This is a genomic window from Atlantibacter sp. (assembly GCF_032062175.1).
Classification (GTDB): Bacteria; Pseudomonadota; Gammaproteobacteria; order Enterobacterales; family Enterobacteriaceae; genus Atlantibacter.
Genome location: NZ_DAMBQK010000004.1, coordinates 186,403 through 203,255 on the forward strand (window position 1 = coordinate 186,403; position 16,853 = coordinate 203,255).

Here is a 16,853-nt window from a genome sequence, read left to right on the forward strand (position 1 = left end):
AAAACCAAGGGCGCTGCGGCGCCCTTGGTCGTTTCTTGCGTAAACAGCTACTGGCTGATAATGGTGCCGGTTTTGCCTTCAATCCCTTCTTTGGCTTTACTCAGCACGGTGATCAGCGCTTCGCGGCCCGGACGGGAGCGGGCGAACGCGGCGGCGGCTTCCACCTTCGGCAGCATTGAGCCTTTGGCGAAATGCCCTTCGTCGATAAAGCGCTGGGCGTCGTTCAGCGACAGGCGATCCAGCCACTGTTCGTTGGGCTTGCCAAAGTTGATCGCTACTTTTTCTACTGCGGTGAGGATAATCAGCATATCGGCATCGATCATCTCCGCCAGCCGGGCGCTGGCCCAGTCTTTGTCGATCACCGCGCTGGCACCGCGCAGATGCAGGCCTTCACGGATCACCGGAATACCGCCGCCGCCTGCGGTGATCACCACGTGGCCCGCTTCCATCATCACTTTAACGGTCTCTTTTTCGATGATATCCACCGGCTTCGGCGACGCCACGACGCGACGATAGCCGCGCCCGGCATCTTCTTTCATGGTGTAGCCCTGCCGGGTCAAATGCGCCGCTTCCTGTTCGCTGAAGAATGAACCGATAGGTTTGGTGGGGTTGAGAAACGCCGGATCGTTGGCGTCCACTTCGACCTGGGTGATTAGCGTGGCCACCGGTATCTGCATCTGGCGGGAAAGTAGCTCTTCACGCAGCGCGTTTTGCAGATCGTAGCCGATGTAGCCCTGGCTCAGCGCCACGCAGACCGACATTGGCAGCATCGGGGTATGCGCCTCAGTTTTGGCGGCGGCTTCAAATGCCAGGTTGATCATGCCTACCTGAGGGCCGTTGCCGTGCGTCACCACCACCTGATGGCCCTGGGCGATTAAATCGACTATCGCCTGGGAGGTGGTTTTTACCGCTGCCATCTGTCCGGCCAGATCGTCGCCAAGGGCATTCCCGCCCAGGGCGAGAACAATTTTCTTACTCATCCTTTCCTCACTTCGTAGGGGTTCGGGGTCATCCGTTTACGCCACTTTGCCGGTCAGGGAACCGGGTGTTTAAACGGTTTACGTCGCAGGTAGCGCCCTTGTCCGGGGCTACCGGTAAATTTGCCGTCGCGGAAAACGGTATTGCCGCGCGACAGAGTCTGGCGAATTTCGCCCTGGCACACCATGCCTTCCCAGGGGGAGTAATCGGCGTTGTCGTGCAGGTTTTCATGGCGAATGGGGGTGGTACGGCGCGGGTCGATAATGACGATATCGCCGTCTGCGCCGGGGGCGATCTGGCCTTTATGCGGCCACAGGCCGAACAGTTTGGCCGGCGTGGCGCTGGTTAAGGCGACAAAACGTTCGGGAGAAATGCGCCCGCTCATCACACCGTGGGAAAACAGCAGCAGCAGGCGGTTTTCCACGCCGGGCAGGCCGTTCGGGCAGCGGCTGAAATCGCCGCCGGACAGACGCTGGCGTTGCTCCAGTGAGAAGGTGCAATGGTCGGTCGCCACCACGTCCACTGCGCCGTCGGCGATGCCGCACCACAGCTTGTCCTGCTCGCGCACGTTGCGCAGCGGCGGGCTGAGAATAAACTTCAGCGCGTCTTCCGCCTGGTAGCTGCGCTCGTCCAGCAGCAGATATTGCGGGCAGGTTTCCACCCACACTGGCTGATGCTGCGCCCGCGCCAGCCGTAAATAATCCAATCCCAGACCGTTTGACAGATGCACGATGTACAGCGGGGCATCGCCCGATAGATGCGCCAGGTTGATCATCCGGGCGATGGCTTCGGCTTCGCATTCCAGCGGGCGGCTGAGCGGGTGGTACATCGGCGCGGTTTTACCAGAGGCGATAAATTCGGCCCGCTTGCGGGCGATAGCCGCATCGTTTTCCGGGTGAACCGTGGTTAGCGCGCCGGCGTCGTTCAGGCGGCGCAAAGCCTGCAACACTTCGTCGTCATTGAGTTTGAACTGATAGGTGAGATAGAGCTTAAAGCTGCTGATCCCTTCCTCTACCATCATGGGGATTTCGTCGAGAATGGCGTGGTTGATATGCTGGATCACGCCGTGGAAGCTATAGTCGATCACCGCTTTATGGGCGGCGTAACCGTGGTATACCTCCAGTTGGTGGCGCAGTTTGCAGCCTGCCGGGCCAAATCCCATATGGTCGATAATGGTTGTTGTACCGCCACACGCGGCGGCGCGGGTACCGGTAAAAAAATCATCACAGCTACGGGCGATGCCGACATCAATATTAAAATGGGTATGCACGTCGATGCCGCCGGGCATCACGTAACAGCCTTCGGCGTCGAGGGTTTCACAGGGCAGTTCGGGGTGAATGGCGGGGGCCACCTGACGGATATGACCGCTCTCGATCAGCACGTCCTGGCGGGCCTGGCCGTCGGCGTTGACGACGGTGCCGTTTTTAATCAGTACACGCATAGTTACTCCAGAACCCCTCCGGCTATGAAGCCGGAGGGATAGCACGAGGGTTATTGTTTTTCTGTGGCAAGCCAGGCCAGCGGGATCGCGGCATACATGGCGGCGCAGGTGACCAGGTGTGCTTTCCAGGTTTTCTCGTTCGGCGCGTGGGCTTCCGGTTCTTTACCCGGACCAAAGCCGACCACCGGAATGCCGTGACGGCCCATGATCGAAACGCCGTTAGTGGAGAAGGTCCACTTATCAACGACCGGCTGCTGGTGGAACAGGCCTTCATAGGCCGCTGCCAGCGCGCGAACCGTGAAGTGGTCTTCTTCCACTTTCCAGGTCGGGAAATAACACTCGGTGGGGTAAACCAGGCCGGTCCACGACGGACGGTCATAGTTGTACATCGAGACCACCGCGTTAGCCTCCTGTACCGCCGGCAGGGCGCGGATTTCATCCAGCGCGCCTTCCCAGGTTTCACCCCAGGTGAGACGACGGTCAATGGAGACCGCGCAGCTATCCGCCACGGCGCAGCGGCTTGGCGAGGTAAAGAAGATTTCTGATACGGTCAGCGTGCCTTTGCCGAGGAAGTCGTCATGGCCTAAGCGCTGGGACAGCCCCTGCAATTCGTTGAGGATCGGGCCCATTTTGAAGATGGCGTTGTCGCCGCGCTCCGGGGCGGAGCCGTGACAGCTAACGCCCTGCACGTCGACGCGAATTTCCATACGCCCGCGCTGGCCGCGATAAATCTGGCAGTCGGTAGGTTCGGTGCTGACCACAAATTCAGGGCGAATGCCGGACTGCTCGATGATGTACTGCCAGCACAGGCCATCGCAGTCTTCTTCCTGCACAGTGCCAGTGACCAGCAGTGTGTATTCGTCTTCAAGGCCCAGGTCTTTGATGATCTTACCGGCGTAAACCATTGACGCCATGCCGCCTTCCTGGTCAGACGCGCCGCGCCCACCGATCAGTTCATCGGTTTCCATGCCGGTATACGGGTCGAAGTTCCAGTTTTTGATGTTGCCGATGCCGACGGTATCGATGTGCGCATCCATAGCCACCAGGCGCGGGCCGTGGCCAACGTAGCCGAGAATGTTGCCCATCGGGTCGATTTCTACTTTATCGAAACCGACTTTTTCCATTTCCTGCTTGATGCGGTGAATAACGCGCTTTTCGTCGCAGCTCTCGCTGGGAATGGCGATCATGTCGCGTAGAAAACGGGTCATATCGTCTTTGTAGTGATTCGCTTTTTCCAGAATAAGCGCGAACGGAATATGCTTAGCCATCTCAGATTCTCCAGTCTTTATGCCCCCCGTTCGACGGGGAGCGTCAATTCGTCAGTGTGAAAGTGCGCGGTGTTAACCCGGAATGCCGTGTTTGCCTTCCCAGACCACTTCGCGGTAATGCTTCACGTCGGTATCGCCTTCAGTGCTGATCGCCAGCACCACAGAATCTTTATCCAGTCCCAGCTTTTTCATGAAGGCGTCGCGCTGTGGATGGTGATGCACGGCAGCAAGCACCCCAAGGCCCACCGCGCCGGATTCGCCGGAAATCACGCGATGATCGTTGCCGAGCGGGTTGCCCAGCACACGCATACCCAGCGCGGCAACGGCGTCCTGGCAGGAAATGAACTGGGTGGCGCAGTTGCGTAAAATTTCCCAGCCCAGCGGGTTTGGCTCGCCACAGGCCAGACCGGCCATGATGGTGGCCATATCGCCGCCGACGTTGACGATTTCGCCTTTCACGCCGGAGCGGTAAACGCAGTCGGCCAGTTCCGGTTCAACCACCACCGAGTGCAGATTGCGCGGCCCGTAGACATCCACCAGGTAGCCCAGCACGCCGCCCGCCATGGCACCGACCCCCGCCTGTAACAGGACGTGGGTGGGTTTCACGCCCATCGCGTTCATCTGTTCGACGGCTTCGTCCGCCAGGGTGGCGTAACCCTGCATGATCCACGTTGGGATGGTGGTGTAGCCTTCCCATGCGGTGTCCTGCACCACTTCCCAGCCGTTTTGCTGGGCGTTTTTCATGGTCAGGCGCACGGTGTCGTCATAGTTCATGTCGGTGACGATGCACTCCGCGCCCAATTTAAGGATCGCGTCCACCCGCTCCTGAGCGGAGCCCTTCGGCATATACACCACGGCGTTCTGGCCGAGCTGCTTCGCCGCCCACGCCACGCCGCGACCGTGGTTGCCATCGGTGGTGGTGGCAAAGGTCATTTTTTCGCTGATGGTGGTTTTGATGGTCTCGAACGAGAAATCAGCAATGTTGATGTGATACTTCTCGCACAGCAGTTGGGCGATGGCGTAAGCGCCGCCCAGCATTTTGAAAGCGTTGAGCCCGAAACGCTGGGACTCATCTTTGACCAGGATTTTTTTGACGCCGAACAGACCGGCTAATTCATCCAGTGCATACAGCGGTGTCGGCTGATATCCCGCGATCTTCTGATGAAACTGGCGGGCCTGCTGCGCCTGTTTTTGCGAGAACAGCGGCGAGGTTTCACCATTAAAAAATCGGTTGTCGGCGATATCCATTTTCAATGAGAAAACTGACATATCCCATCCTTATCCTTCATAACATCATGGGGAGTGAAGAGGCCGGCCCGCAGGCCGGCTGAGTGAATTACTTGATGCGTTTTTGCGCTTCCTGCAACAGCTGATCCAGCAGAACACCGGGTTTGGCATATTTACGCGCAAGGATCATGGCGGCGATGATGTACGGCTTCCAGCTGGCTTCTTTGTAAGTGGCGATGCGGTATTTTTCGAATACGCCTTCGGTGACTTCGCCTTCTTTACAGGACACACCGCTGATGTCCGCCGGCAGGCAGTGCATATACAGCGCCTCGCCTTGCTTAGTGAGCTTCATCATCTCTTCGGTGCAGTGCCAGTCTTTGTGGTTGGCGTTCTGCGCCAGGCAGGCTTGTTCCAGCGCTTTCAGGCCGTCATGATCGTTGGCGCGCAGCAGGTCGGTACGCTGTTCCATGACTTTGTACGGTGCCCAGGACTTCGGATACACGATGTCGGCGTCTTTGAACGCTTCTTCCATGCTGGTGACCTGGCGGAAGCTGCCGCCGGAGGATTTGGCGTTATTTTTCGCCACTTCGATCACGTCAGGGATCAGGTCATAGCCTTCCGGATGCGCCAGCGTCACGTCCATACCAAAACGGGTCATCAGGCCGATGATGCCCTGCGGCACGGACAGCGGTTTGCCGTAGCTGGGAGAGTAGGCCCAGGTCATGGCGATTTTCTTGCCCTTGAGGTTTTCCAGTGAACCAAAATGCTCGCGCAGCCAGGCCAGATCGGCCATCGACTGGGTTGGGTGGTCAATATCGCATTGCAGGTTGATCAGCGCCGGGCGCTGGGGCAGCACACCCTGTTTGTGACCATCATCCAGCGCAGCGCCCACTTCACGCATATAGGCGTTGCCGGCACCCAGATACATGTCGTCGCGGATACCAATGGCATCGGCGCAGAAAGAGATCATGTTGGCGGTTTCACGTACGGTTTCGCCGTGGGCAATTTGCGATTTGCCTTCGTCGAGATCCTGTTGCGCCAGGCCGAGTAAATTCAGCGCGGAAGCGTAGGAGAAGCGGGTGCGCGTGGAGTTATCGCGGAATACGGAGATACCAAGACCGCTGTTGAAAACCTTCGTCGCAATATTTTCCGCACGCAGCGTTTTCAGCGCGGCCGCGACGTCCAGCACTTGTTTCAGTTCATCTGTGGTTTGCTCCCACGTCAACAGAAAGTCTTTCTCGTGGAGGTGAGAGTTCAGCGCATTGATATCCTTTATCAACTCATTAACAGTTTTCATTTTTAGATCCTGGTAGTGGAATGACAGGCAAGGTGGCATTTTGCTGTGTCTGGCATCAAATTAGCCGGGCATCGAGAAACGCGATTCACAGCGATATCTCTGTCTTAACAATAACTGTGCCAGAATCATTGCCGGTCCGTTTAATAAGCCGTAATGGCCCGGATTATGAGAAATGAATCACAAATTAACGCCGTTTATTAACCGTTATTTAATACGTAATCGTTTGGCTTTATTTATGCAGTGTTGCCGATGAGGGAATAAGAAAGCCGTTATTCATGGAATAAGAGGGGCGCGCCGTCAAATTGATAAATTAGACGCTGTTATTCTCATATTGATATAGAAATGTGATGTTTCTTCCATATTTCCACCTGAGAATGATAAAGGAAAAGTGTTTTTATCAATGTTAATGGCAGACAGGTTAGTATCATAGGGTTCAGATTATTCTGTAAGCGACTTTATAAATATCAACCAATTACGTGATATTCGAAGGTTAAGCTATGATACCCGCCAATACGCAATCCGTTTTGATGCAGATTCAACCGACAATTCAACGGTTTGCCAGAATGCTCGCCAGCGTGTTGCAGCTTGAGGTCGAGATTGTTGATGAAACCCTGTGCCGGGTGGCTGGTACGGGATCTTATGGCAAATTTCTTGGTCAGAAACTCAATACTAATTCACGCTTATTGCGCTATGTCCTGGAAACCAAAAAAGAAAAGGTCGTGACCCATTCCCGTTACGATCCCTTATGCGATGGATGTACCAGTAAAGATAATTGTAAGGAGAAAGCGTTTCTCGGTACGCCGGTTATTTTTCAGGATTCCTGCGTCGGCGTGATTAGCCTTATCGCCGTAACCCATGAGCAGCAGGAACATATTAATGATAACCTGCATGAGTTCTCTGATTATGTTCGACATATTTCGACAATCTTTGTTTCCAAATTACTGGAAGATCAAAACGGCAGCGGCAGTATTCGCAAAATATTCTCCACCATGATCGAAAATATGGATCAGGGCGTGCTGGTGGTCGGTGAAGATAATCGCGTGCAGTTTGCCAATCTTACGGCATTGAAAATATTGGGCATCACCCAGGGAAATATGATCGGCCAGACCGTTAGTTTCCGCCCGCTGACCTTTGAAAGCAATTTCACCCAGGGGCATATGCAGCACATTGTGACGTTCGATGACAAAAGCGAACTGATCATCGGGCAGCTTCACCATGTGCAGGACCACCAGCTTTTTCTGATGGCGTTTCATCAGTCGCATACGTCATCCGGCGTGGCGATTGCCCAGGATGAACCGCATATTGAGCATCTGGTGGGGGAATGCCGCCCGATGCGCCAGCTAAAACGCCTGATTAGCCGTATCGCCCCCAGCCCGTCGAGCATTCTGATTGTTGGCGAAAGCGGAACCGGCAAGGAAGTGGTGGCGAGGGCGATCCATCAACTCAGCGATCGTAAAAACAAACCTTTTATCGCGATTAACTGCGCGGCCATCCCGGAACAACTGCTGGAAAGCGAACTGTTCGGCTATGTAAAGGGGGCGTTTACCGGCGCATCCGCCAACGGCAAAACCGGGCTTATTCAGGCAGCAAACCACGGCACGCTGTTTCTCGATGAAATCGGCGATATGCCGCTCACTCTCCAGGCCAAACTGCTGCGCGCCATTGAAGCGCGGGAGATCCAGCCCATCGGTGCCAGCCATCCGGTGCAGGTAGATATCCGCATTCTTTCTGCAACCAACCAGAACCTTGAGCAATTCATTGCAGACGGGAAATTCCGCGAGGATTTGTACTATCGCCTGAATGTGATCCCGGTGAGTTTGCCGCCGCTGCGCGAGCGCCAGGATGACATGGAACTGTTAATCCACTATTTCCTTCATCTTCATACCCGGCGCATCGGGCTGGTTTATCCGGGCGTGGCCCCGGAGGTGATGTTGATGCTTAAGCGCTATCGCTGGCCGGGTAATTTGCGTGAGCTGAGTAATCTTATCGAATACCTGGTGAACGTGGTGCCGTCGGGCGAGGTGATAGACGCCTCACTGCTGCCGCCCAATCTGACTAACGGCGTCAAACTGGCAGATACCGATATGGATGCCGTGTTTGCGATGGCACCACGGGTGGATGAGGCGGGCGTGACGGCGCTGGAAGAGATGGAAAAACAGATGATCCGCGAGGCTCTGTCGCGCCATAGCAATAAAAAACAGGCGGCAGATGAACTGGGGATCGGCATTGCCACGCTGTACCGCAAAATCAAAAAGTATGAGTTGCAGGTGGGCTAAAAAGCGGGCACCGCGCGTGCCCGCTCTGTTTTATTCCTGTGAGCGATCGCAGGCTTGTACGGTGTCGACAATCATTTGATACCCGGTGCAGCGGCAAAGATTCCCTGCCAGACCCTGGCGGATTTCCAGTACCGTAAAGGGTTTAGCGTGCGGTTTTGCCAGTAACGCGGTGGTCGCCATAATCAACCCTGGCGTACAGAAGCCGCACTGCACCGCGCCGGAACGGGTATAAGCATGTTGAACGGCAGAAAGCTGCCCGCTGGTAGATTCACCTTCCACGGTGCGAATCGCTTTTCCCTGCACCCATGCTGCAAGATACAGACAACTGTCGATAGCGATGCCATCTACCAGCACGGTACAGGCACCGCACTCACCCACGCTGCAACCCTGCTTTACGCTCAGTAAACCCTGCGCGCGCAACAATTCCGCCAGCGGCATCGCCGGCGAGGCGGTAAAACGAAAAGGCGCGCCGTTAATTGAACAGTCCACGGTTATCCAGGCTTCATTTCTCATAGCAGTTTCCCTCCCGCGTTTTCTACGGCTTCGGTAACGACTTTTCGGGTCATGGTTTGAATCAGATGTAAGCGGAACTCTTTGGCCGCGCGCCATGATGAACGTGGGGAAACGTCCTGCAACACGGCCTCGCTGATAGCGGCCAGGGTTTGCTGCGTTAATGGCGCGCCCTGCGCCGCCTGTTCAGCATGTTGACAGCGAATCGGCGTGGGCGCGGCAACGCCAAATGCCAGCCGCAATTCAACAAACTTACCGTCTTTAATCAGGCAGCGCGCAGCGCTGCCGATGGTGGCGATATCCATCGCATCACGCATCGCATATTTAAAGTGCGCACTGCCCACGCCAGTCGTCGGTTGCGCAGGGAAATGAAATGCGACCAGCATGTCGCCCGCTTCCAGCGCGACGCTGCCCGGGCCGGTATGGAAGCCGTTGATAGAGGTAAACCGGGTGCCGGAAGCGGACACGATCTCCAGCGTGGCATCGTAAATCAACGACGGCGTGGCGGAATCGGCACTGGTTGCGCCGTTGCAGATATTACCGCCGTAGGTGGCAACGTTACGGATTTGCGGCCCGGCAATCGACGCGGCGGCAGCGCTTAATGCCGGAAGATGCTGCCTGACCAGCGAGTTTTCAATCAGTTCGGTGAAGGTGGTACCGGAACCGATGCGCAATCCGCCCTTGTCATCCATTTCAATACCGCGCAGCTCCGGCAGGCCGTGAATATCCACCACATGACGATAGCGGGCATTATGATGATGCAATTGGATCAGCACGTCGGTGCCGCCCGCCAGCAGCCGCGCTTGCGGGTGCTGCGCCAGCAGTGCCGCCGCGTCGGCAACGCCGGTTGCGCGATGATAGCTTTCAAAATCAAACATAGCGTTATCCTTAAATCAGACCCGCCTCGCGGAATTCACTGAACAGACGTTTTGGCGTCAGCGGCAGGGTATTGATTGCCACGCCTGTCGCCATCCGTACCGCATTGCGTATGGCTGCGGCGACCGGAATAATCGGCGGTTCTCCCAGCGATTTATGCCCATAGGCCGACTGCGGTTCGTGGGTATCCACAAACGCGCATTCCAGATGGGGGAGATCCAGCATGGTGGGCATTTTGTAATCCAACAAATTAGGGTTACGCACCACACCGGTTTTTTCATCGATGATCATCTCTTCGAAAATCGACCAGCCGATGCCCATTCCCATTCCGCCGTGAACCTGGCCTTCTGCCAGCACCGGGTTCAGGATGTGCCCGGAGTCATGCATATTCAGGATGCGGTTAATGGTGATTTTGCACAGATCCACATCCACGGTGAGATCGACGAAGGTGCAGCCGAAGGCGGGCGGGTTGGTGGTGGTTTTCACAGAGGCTTCTGCAGAGAGCTGTCCGCCGCGCTCAGGATGGTAAAACGCATCCATGGCGATGTCGGCAACCGACAGCAGCGGCGCGTTCGGGCGTTCGGTCAGCACCACATCGCCGCGATGTAGCGTCAGATTCATCACGGACTGGTGAAGCATCAGCGCGGCGTGTTGCAGGATTTTTTCACGCAGTTGCAGCGCCGCCTGGCGCAGAGCGGGGGCCGCCACGTAGCTTTGCCGCGAGGCAAACGCGCCGGGGTCGAACGGCGTGACGTCGGTATCCTGGGTGGAAATCACCCGCACCGAACTCACCAGCACACCAACGGTTTCTGCCACCATCTGAGAAAACACGGTGTCAGCACCCTGACCGATTTCCGTCGCGCCGCTTTGCACGTTGATGGTGCCATCCTGGTTAAGCAGCAGGCGCGCACCGGAAATCTCCACGCCTACCGGCCAGGTATTCGAGGTATAGCTGAAACAGGCCACGCCGACGCCGCGGCGTAAATTCCCTTGTTGGCCCTGGCAGGCTTCTTTGCGTTTATCCCATTCGAAAATTTCACGGCCTTTTATCAGGCACTCCGGTAGTCCGGCGCTGTGGATGACTTTTTGGTTGACCGGGTTGGTATCTCCTTCACGCGCCGCATTGCGCAAACGGATCTCCACCGGGTCGATGCCCAGTTCGGCGGCGGCGTCGTCCAGCATCGCTTCCAGGGCAAAAACCACCTGCGGCGCGCCGTAGCCGCGCATCGCACCCGCAGCGGGAAGGTTGGTGTAGCAGGTGGTCGCGCGATAGCCAAAGGCGATACGTGGGTAGAGATAGGGGATTTTATTACCGCCCGCCGCGGCAATCGAGTGGCCGTGAGACGCGTACGCGCCGGTATTCGACAGCACATCCAGAATATAGCCTTTGAGGATGCCGTCGCGGGAAACCCCCAGTTGCCCGTCAATGGTAAAGGCGTGGCGGGTGCGGGTCGCGGTGAAGCACTCTTCACGGCTGAGCATCACTTTCACCGGGATACCGCCCAGTTTCAGGGTCAAAAACGCCGCCATCGGCTCTTCGAGAACGTCCTGTTTATTGCCAAAGCCGCCGCCCACGTATGGTTTGATAACCCGAATGCGCGACCAGGCGATATCCAGCGCCTGGGCGACAATCCGGCGAACAATGTGTGGGATCTGCGTACTGGAGACGATGGTGATGCGCGCGTCCTCTTCCATCCAGGCGAAGCTGGTCACGCCTTCCATATGGCAATGTTGAATTACCGGCGTCTGATAGTGGCCGCGTATTTGATGGTCCGATCCGGCGATAACCCCGAGCGGGTCGCCTGCCATGATTTCACTCTGTTTCAGCGTATTGCCCGATTCATGTATCGCGACGGCATCGGGGGCGAGCGCCGCTTCCGGCGTGGTGATAACCGGGAGGGCTTCCCAGTCTACCTTCACTAACAGGGCCGCCTTTTCTGCGGTGAGTTCGTCACGGGCGACCACAATGGCCACGGCATCACCATGGTGGCGGACATGGCGCGTTAAAAGCAGACGGTCGGCGATATCACGCTTAGCCGGATCTAAGGTCCATGCGTGCCCCGCCGTTGCGAAGGGGATATCCGGCACATCCTCCCAGGTGAATACGGCGAGTACGCCGTTTAGCGCTTTGGCTTCTGTGCAGTCAATCTTAGTGGCATAACCATGGGCGATGGGGCTTCGAACGTATCTGGCGTAACACATTCCCGCCATCACATAATCGTCAGTGTACCGTGCGCGGCCCGTTGCTTTGGCAACGGCATCCACACGCATACAGGGCTCGCCAGTTGCGGCAGCTTCCCGTTGTTCCATTTTTATCTCTCCTGATGTGACAGACGCTGTTCTTCAGTCAATAGAACGATCAGGCAAAATTTACGCCAGAAGAGAAAATGCCTGTTGGACAAGAAGTAAACTGTGATGACCTTAAAAAATGTCCGGGAATAAATGAAAAGCGCGAGCTGTGATAAGTTGTCTCGTTATCATAATGACCAGAAAACTCTCATTCTGATACGCCGCGAGCGATGCGCGGGAATTGGGCATCTGGCGTTGGGCTGCTATGATAAACCGTCATTTGTCTTTTAAGAGGATCTGTTTTGAGTGCGGGATGCCTGTCAGGAAAACCCTTTAGAATGGCCATTTGTCTGGCGATAGCGCTGCTGATCGCGGGCTGTTCAGGCAACAAATCATCGGACCCAGGGAGCTATTCCGGCACCGTTTATACGGTGAAGCGGGGCGATACGCTGTATCGGATCTCGCGCATGACAGGAACCAGCGTTAAAGAGCTGGCCCGGCTGAATAACATTTCTGCGCCCTATACCATTGAGGTGGGGCAACGCCTGAAGGTGAACGGTTCAACTAAGACCGCGTCGTCTTCACGTAAATCATCGGGCAAAACCGCAGCGGTAACGCCGTCTTCCGCGGTGCCGCAATCTTCGTGGCCGCCCGTGGGGCAACGCTGCTGGCGCTGGCCGACCAGCGGTAAAGTGATCCTGCCGTATTCCACGGCGGATGGCGGCAATAAAGGTATTGATATCGCCGGTTCGCGTGGGCAGCCCGTTGTGGCATCCGGCGCGGGAACCGTGGTTTACGTGGGTAATCAGCTACGCGGTTACGGCAACCTGGTGATGATTAAGCACGGCGAAGATTACATCACCGCGTATGCCCATAATGAAACGTTGCTGGTTAATAATGGCCAGAAGGTGAAAGCGGGGGAGAAAATCGCCACTATGGGCAGCAGCGGCGCGGACGGGGTGCAGCTTCATTTCCAGATTCGCTATCGCGCGACGGCTATTGATCCGCAACGCTACCTGCCACCGCCGGGAAAAGCGCCTTCGTGCTAACTGCTTAAAAGAGCATCATTTAATCTGCAAGGTATTGCCTGATGACTGCGAAGGTCTATAATGCCTTGCACACCTTAAAGCGGGTGTAGTTCAATGGTAGAACGAGAGCTTCCCAAGCTCTATACGAGGGTTCGATTCCCTTCACCCGCTCCAGATCTCAAGTCTCCTGAACGCCATCGAATTCAATTTTCTGCTGATTCACCACCCGTTGTCGCATTTTATTACTCTAATGAACTTCATAGAACTCACCCTGGCTCACCTTAATATGGGAATGTGGATGGGGGAAAACAAAATAAAAATAAAGTAGAAGCATTTTTATAAATCTATAAAAAACAGGTTTCGATAGTTCCTGTTATTTCCCTTTCGTTGAATCTATATAACTCATACACCCTCTGCATTACCTTTCCCGCCCGAATGCTTTGTAACGTCGTTCAGGCATTTCTCCTTCAGTTTTGCTGTTTTTTGCATCCATTTTCTATTACCGGTCACAGAATTCGCTTCTGATCGGCCTCCCGTGTTGCCAATTTTTTTTTCCCGCTATAGGTTTGACTGTAACGGTTTAGTGTAACGTTACAGAAAGAGGGGGCTGAGCTAAGTTTTGCGCAGAAAAACGTGAGTTTAATTTTAAAAAAATATTATAAATCAACAAATTAATAGGAATATTTTATGAATTTTCAACGATCCGATTTACGCAAAATCCTCATTGGTACACTCGTCACTTCAACGCTGCTTATTGCGGGTAATATCACCAGCGTGGCGCAGGCGGCGGTCAATCTGCGGGTTTATTCGTCGCTAACGGCAGATGACAATTCCGCACATTACATTTGGTTTAAGCGTTTACAGGCTAATATCGAACAGAACCCACATTTAAAAGATGAAATCAAACTCAACTATTTTCCGAACGCAATGTTGGGTAAAGAAGCGGATGCCGCACAACAGGTGCGCATTGGCGCCATCAATATGATGATTTCCGGCACGTCTATTTGGTCAACAATGGTGCCTGAAATCGGCGTTCTGGATTTAGGGTATCTTTTTAAGGACTGGAATCAGGTTGGTCTGGCGCTGGATGGTAATGCAGGCAAAACATTGTCTGACCTGATGCTGAAAAAAGCGAATGTGGTCGTCATTGGCTATCCCTACAATCTGGGGGCGCGCAATGTCTACACCAAAAAAGTCGTCGAAAAACCGGAAGATCTAAAAAGCCTGAAGATTCGGGTTTTACCTGTGCCCAATTTTATCGCCACTATTAATCACATGGGGGCCGTCGCTATTCCAATGCCTGGAGGTGAAGTCTATTCCAGTCTGCAAATGGGCGTGATTGATGGGTTGGAGCATGATTCCACCACCGTGCTGGCGAACAAATTCTATGAAATTGCCAAAAACGCCAGCCTCACCCGGCACAGTTATAACCCCATCATGATCGCTATGAATAAAAATAGCTTCCAGCAAATCCCGGAGAAATTACGCCCTGAGTTTCTGGCCGCCGCGAAAGAAGCAACCGACTATGAGCGCCAGCAAGCTTCAGTTATTGAAGCACAGGCCATCAAAAAACTTGAATCGCTCGGGATGGTCTTCCACGACATCGATCGCGATACGCTACGTAATGACGTTAAACCGGTATGGGAAGCGTTCCTGGCTAAATATCCGCAGATGAAAAGCGTGGTTGATGACGTGACTGCGTCAAAATGAGTTCCGGATTAGCCCACCCTTGTCAGCGGCAGTAAAGCACGTGAATGGCGGGGAAGTGATAACGAGGTTTAAAATGGCAGAAAGATCCATGTTGATAAAACAACAATCCGGGTTACTTGTTTATCTTTCCCGGCTGAATAAAGGGCTAACAACGCTGACCGCCTGGGCAGGCGGCCTCGTTTTGCTGGTAAACGTACTGGTTGTTTCCGCCTCGGTCATCTGGCGTTACGCGCTTCACTCCCCCATTGAATGGGCTGAAGAGGCGGCACGCGCCATGATGATTGCACTGGTTTTCTTTGGTGTCGCCACTTCCACCGGACGAGGTGGGCATATTGGCGTGGATTTGTTCCTGCGCTTTATTCCGGTGACTATCCGCCCCTATGTTGTCCATGCCAGCCGCTGGGTTCTGTTCCTGGTGGCCGTTGGTTTAACGCTGTCCAGCTACAGTCTATTGCAGGTCTCGCGCTTTCAGACGACGGAAACGGGGCTGCCGCTGATCATTTCCGTTACGCCGGTCCTTATCGGCTCGGTCGTGATGATGCTGGGGGCGCTGGAGCATGCGCTTAATGAGCGGATGAAAGTGGTGCTATTAAGCGGCGCAGGTATTGCGCTGTTATTTCTGCTGGGCTGGCTCAAACTTTCGTTAATGGCTGACCCAGCCACCGCCGCGGCCGGGTTAATGTTGATCTGCTTCCTGCTGGGAATCATTGCTGGCGTACCGATTGCCTTCACACTCGGTATGTCCGCAATGGTGTTTTTCATTTGTGATCCTTCATTACCATTCGTGTTTTTTTCACAGCAGGTGGTTGCTGGCGTAGACCACTTTGTCCTGCTGGCAATCCCGTTTTTCCTGCTGGCCGGGGCGGCTATGGAACACAACGGTATGTCCACGCGGCTGGTTGAACTTGTGGTGAGAGGCATGGGACGCTTTCGCGGCGGCCTGAATATGACCACCGTACTCTCTATGGCATTCTTCTCAGGCATTTCTGGTTCAAAGCTGGCGGATATTGCGGCGGTCGGCGGTGTGTTGATGCCTGCCGTGCGCCGGGCCAAAGAGGACAGTAACGAGGCTGCGGCTGTTTTCGCCGCGTCGGCGGTGGTATCAGAAACTATCCCACCCTGTGTTAATCTGATTGTGCTGGGATTTGTGGCCAATTTATCCATTGGCGCTCTGTTTATCGCCGGGCTGGTGCCAGCCGCCTGTCTGCTGGTGTTGATGCTCATCGCGGCTAATCGTTTCGGCGGCAAAATCAACATCAAAGATGCTTATCCGCAAATGCGCCCACGGCTACAGCTCTGGTTAGGCGCACTGGTGGGCCTGGCGATGATTTTTATGATTGGCCGTGGCGTAATAATGGGTATCGCGACATCCACGGAAATTTCTGCTTTCGCTGTGGTTTATGCAATTGTTGTAGGACGGCTGGCGTTTCGTGAACTGACATTGCGAACAACGGTGAAAATGTTTATCGACATCGCCGCCATGTCGGGTGTGCTGTTATTCATTGTTGCCTGCGCGACCAGCCTTTCTTATGTGCTGACTATTCAAATGATCCCTCAGCAAATCGCTGAACTGCTGGTCAGTATCGGCCAGTCACAAGGAAGCTGGATATTCCTGTTACTGACCATCGTCATTCTGGTGGTATTTGGTGCAGTACTGGAAGGTGCGCCAGCGTTGATTATCTTTGCCCCGATTTTGGTGCCGATTGCCGTACAGCTGGGCTTCAACCCTTTACATTTCGGTATAGTGATGATTCTGGCGATGGGATTTGGTTTGTTTTCACCGCCGATTGGGCTGGGACTGTATACCACGTGTGCCATCTGTGGCGTTGAAATGAAAAATGTTATTCGCCCCATGGTAAAATATCTGTTGGTTTCGATGGCCGGGATCATTCTGATTGCGCTGTTCCCTTTCTTGTCGACATGGTTACCCGGTTTGGCAGGTTATTAATTCCA

12 protein-coding genes and 1 tRNA gene are annotated in these 16,853 nt (G+C 54.7%); 5 read left to right on the plus strand and 8 right to left on the minus strand.

The features are described from left to right. Positions 1–47: 47 nt before the first annotated feature. The 5 genes from arcC to ygeW all read right to left on the minus strand — a co-directional run bounded on the left by arcC (position 48) and on the right by ygeW (position 6,211). Entirely contained in the window at positions 48–980 is a 933-nt protein-coding gene (gene arcC / locus RT120_RS06275) for a carbamate kinase (protein WP_312980798.1), read from the minus strand. Between the two features lie 53 nt (positions 981–1,033). Then, the gene (gene hydA / locus RT120_RS06280) at positions 1,034–2,419 is read right to left on the minus strand and encodes a dihydropyrimidinase (RefSeq protein WP_312980800.1); all 1,386 of its coding nucleotides are present in this window, start codon (positions 2,417–2,419) and stop codon (positions 1,034–1,036) included. Positions 2,420–2,469: 50 nt separating this feature from the next. Then, complete coding sequence (locus RT120_RS06285; RefSeq protein WP_312980802.1) at positions 2,470–3,687, minus strand: YgeY family selenium metabolism-linked hydrolase; 1,218 nt, start codon at positions 3,685–3,687, stop codon at positions 2,470–2,472. Positions 3,688–3,759: 72 nt separating this feature from the next. Further along, on the minus strand, positions 3,760–4,956 hold the full coding sequence (gene dpaL / locus RT120_RS06290) for a diaminopropionate ammonia-lyase (protein WP_312980805.1): 1,197 nt from the start codon (positions 4,954–4,956) through the stop codon (positions 3,760–3,762). Positions 4,957–5,023: 67 nt separating this feature from the next. After that, on the minus strand, positions 5,024–6,211 hold the full coding sequence (ygeW, locus tag RT120_RS06295) for a knotted carbamoyltransferase YgeW (RefSeq protein WP_312980807.1): 1,188 nt from the start codon (positions 6,209–6,211) through the stop codon (positions 5,024–5,026). 497 nt (positions 6,212–6,708) lie between these two features. Here ygeW and RT120_RS06300 point away from each other — a divergent pair, with 497 nt between their 5' ends. Beyond that, positions 6,709–8,487 (plus strand): sigma-54-dependent Fis family transcriptional regulator, encoded by a 1,779-nt coding sequence (locus RT120_RS06300; RefSeq protein ID WP_312980809.1) that lies wholly within the window; start codon positions 6,709–6,711, stop codon positions 8,485–8,487. Between the two features lie 30 nt (positions 8,488–8,517). Here RT120_RS06300 and xdhC read toward each other — a convergent pair whose 3' ends face one another. The 3 genes from xdhC to xdhA are packed head-to-tail and all read right to left on the minus strand — an operon-like array spanning position 8,518 to position 12,183. Then, positions 8,518–9,000 carry a xanthine dehydrogenase iron sulfur-binding subunit XdhC gene (gene xdhC / locus RT120_RS06305; RefSeq protein WP_312980812.1) on the minus strand — a complete coding sequence of 161 codons (483 nt, stop codon included), beginning with the start codon at positions 8,998–9,000 and terminating at the stop codon, positions 8,518–8,520. Then, positions 8,997–9,875, minus strand: a complete 879-nt coding sequence (gene xdhB, locus RT120_RS06310) for a xanthine dehydrogenase FAD-binding subunit XdhB (RefSeq protein WP_312980814.1) — start codon at positions 9,873–9,875, stop codon at positions 8,997–8,999. The genes xdhC and xdhB overlap by 4 nt, the downstream gene beginning before the upstream one ends. A gap of 10 nt (positions 9,876–9,885) precedes the next feature. Continuing rightward, the gene (xdhA, locus tag RT120_RS06315; protein ID WP_312980816.1) at positions 9,886–12,183 is read right to left on the minus strand and encodes a xanthine dehydrogenase molybdenum-binding subunit XdhA; all 2,298 of its coding nucleotides are present in this window, start codon (positions 12,181–12,183) and stop codon (positions 9,886–9,888) included. Positions 12,184–12,464: 281 nt separating this feature from the next. Here xdhA and actS point away from each other — a divergent pair, with 281 nt between their 5' ends. From actS to RT120_RS06335, 4 genes are all read left to right on the plus strand, one after another. Then, positions 12,465–13,211, plus strand: a complete 747-nt coding sequence (gene actS / locus RT120_RS06320) for an amidase activator ActS (protein ID WP_409515028.1) — start codon at positions 12,465–12,467, stop codon at positions 13,209–13,211. Between the two features lie 79 nt (positions 13,212–13,290). Continuing rightward, a tRNA-Gly gene (locus tag RT120_RS06325) sits at positions 13,291–13,364 on the plus strand. A 600-nt stretch (positions 13,365–13,964) separates the two neighbouring features. Further along, positions 13,965–14,900 carry a TRAP transporter substrate-binding protein gene (locus RT120_RS06330; RefSeq protein ID WP_312980821.1) on the plus strand — a complete coding sequence of 312 codons (936 nt, stop codon included), beginning with the start codon at positions 13,965–13,967 and terminating at the stop codon, positions 14,898–14,900. Between the two features lie 88 nt (positions 14,901–14,988). Further along, positions 14,989–16,848: a TRAP transporter large permease subunit gene (locus RT120_RS06335; protein WP_312980824.1), complete on the plus strand. Its 1,860-nt coding sequence runs from the start codon at positions 14,989–14,991 to the stop codon at positions 16,846–16,848. The last annotated feature ends 5 nt before the right edge of the window (positions 16,849–16,853 follow it).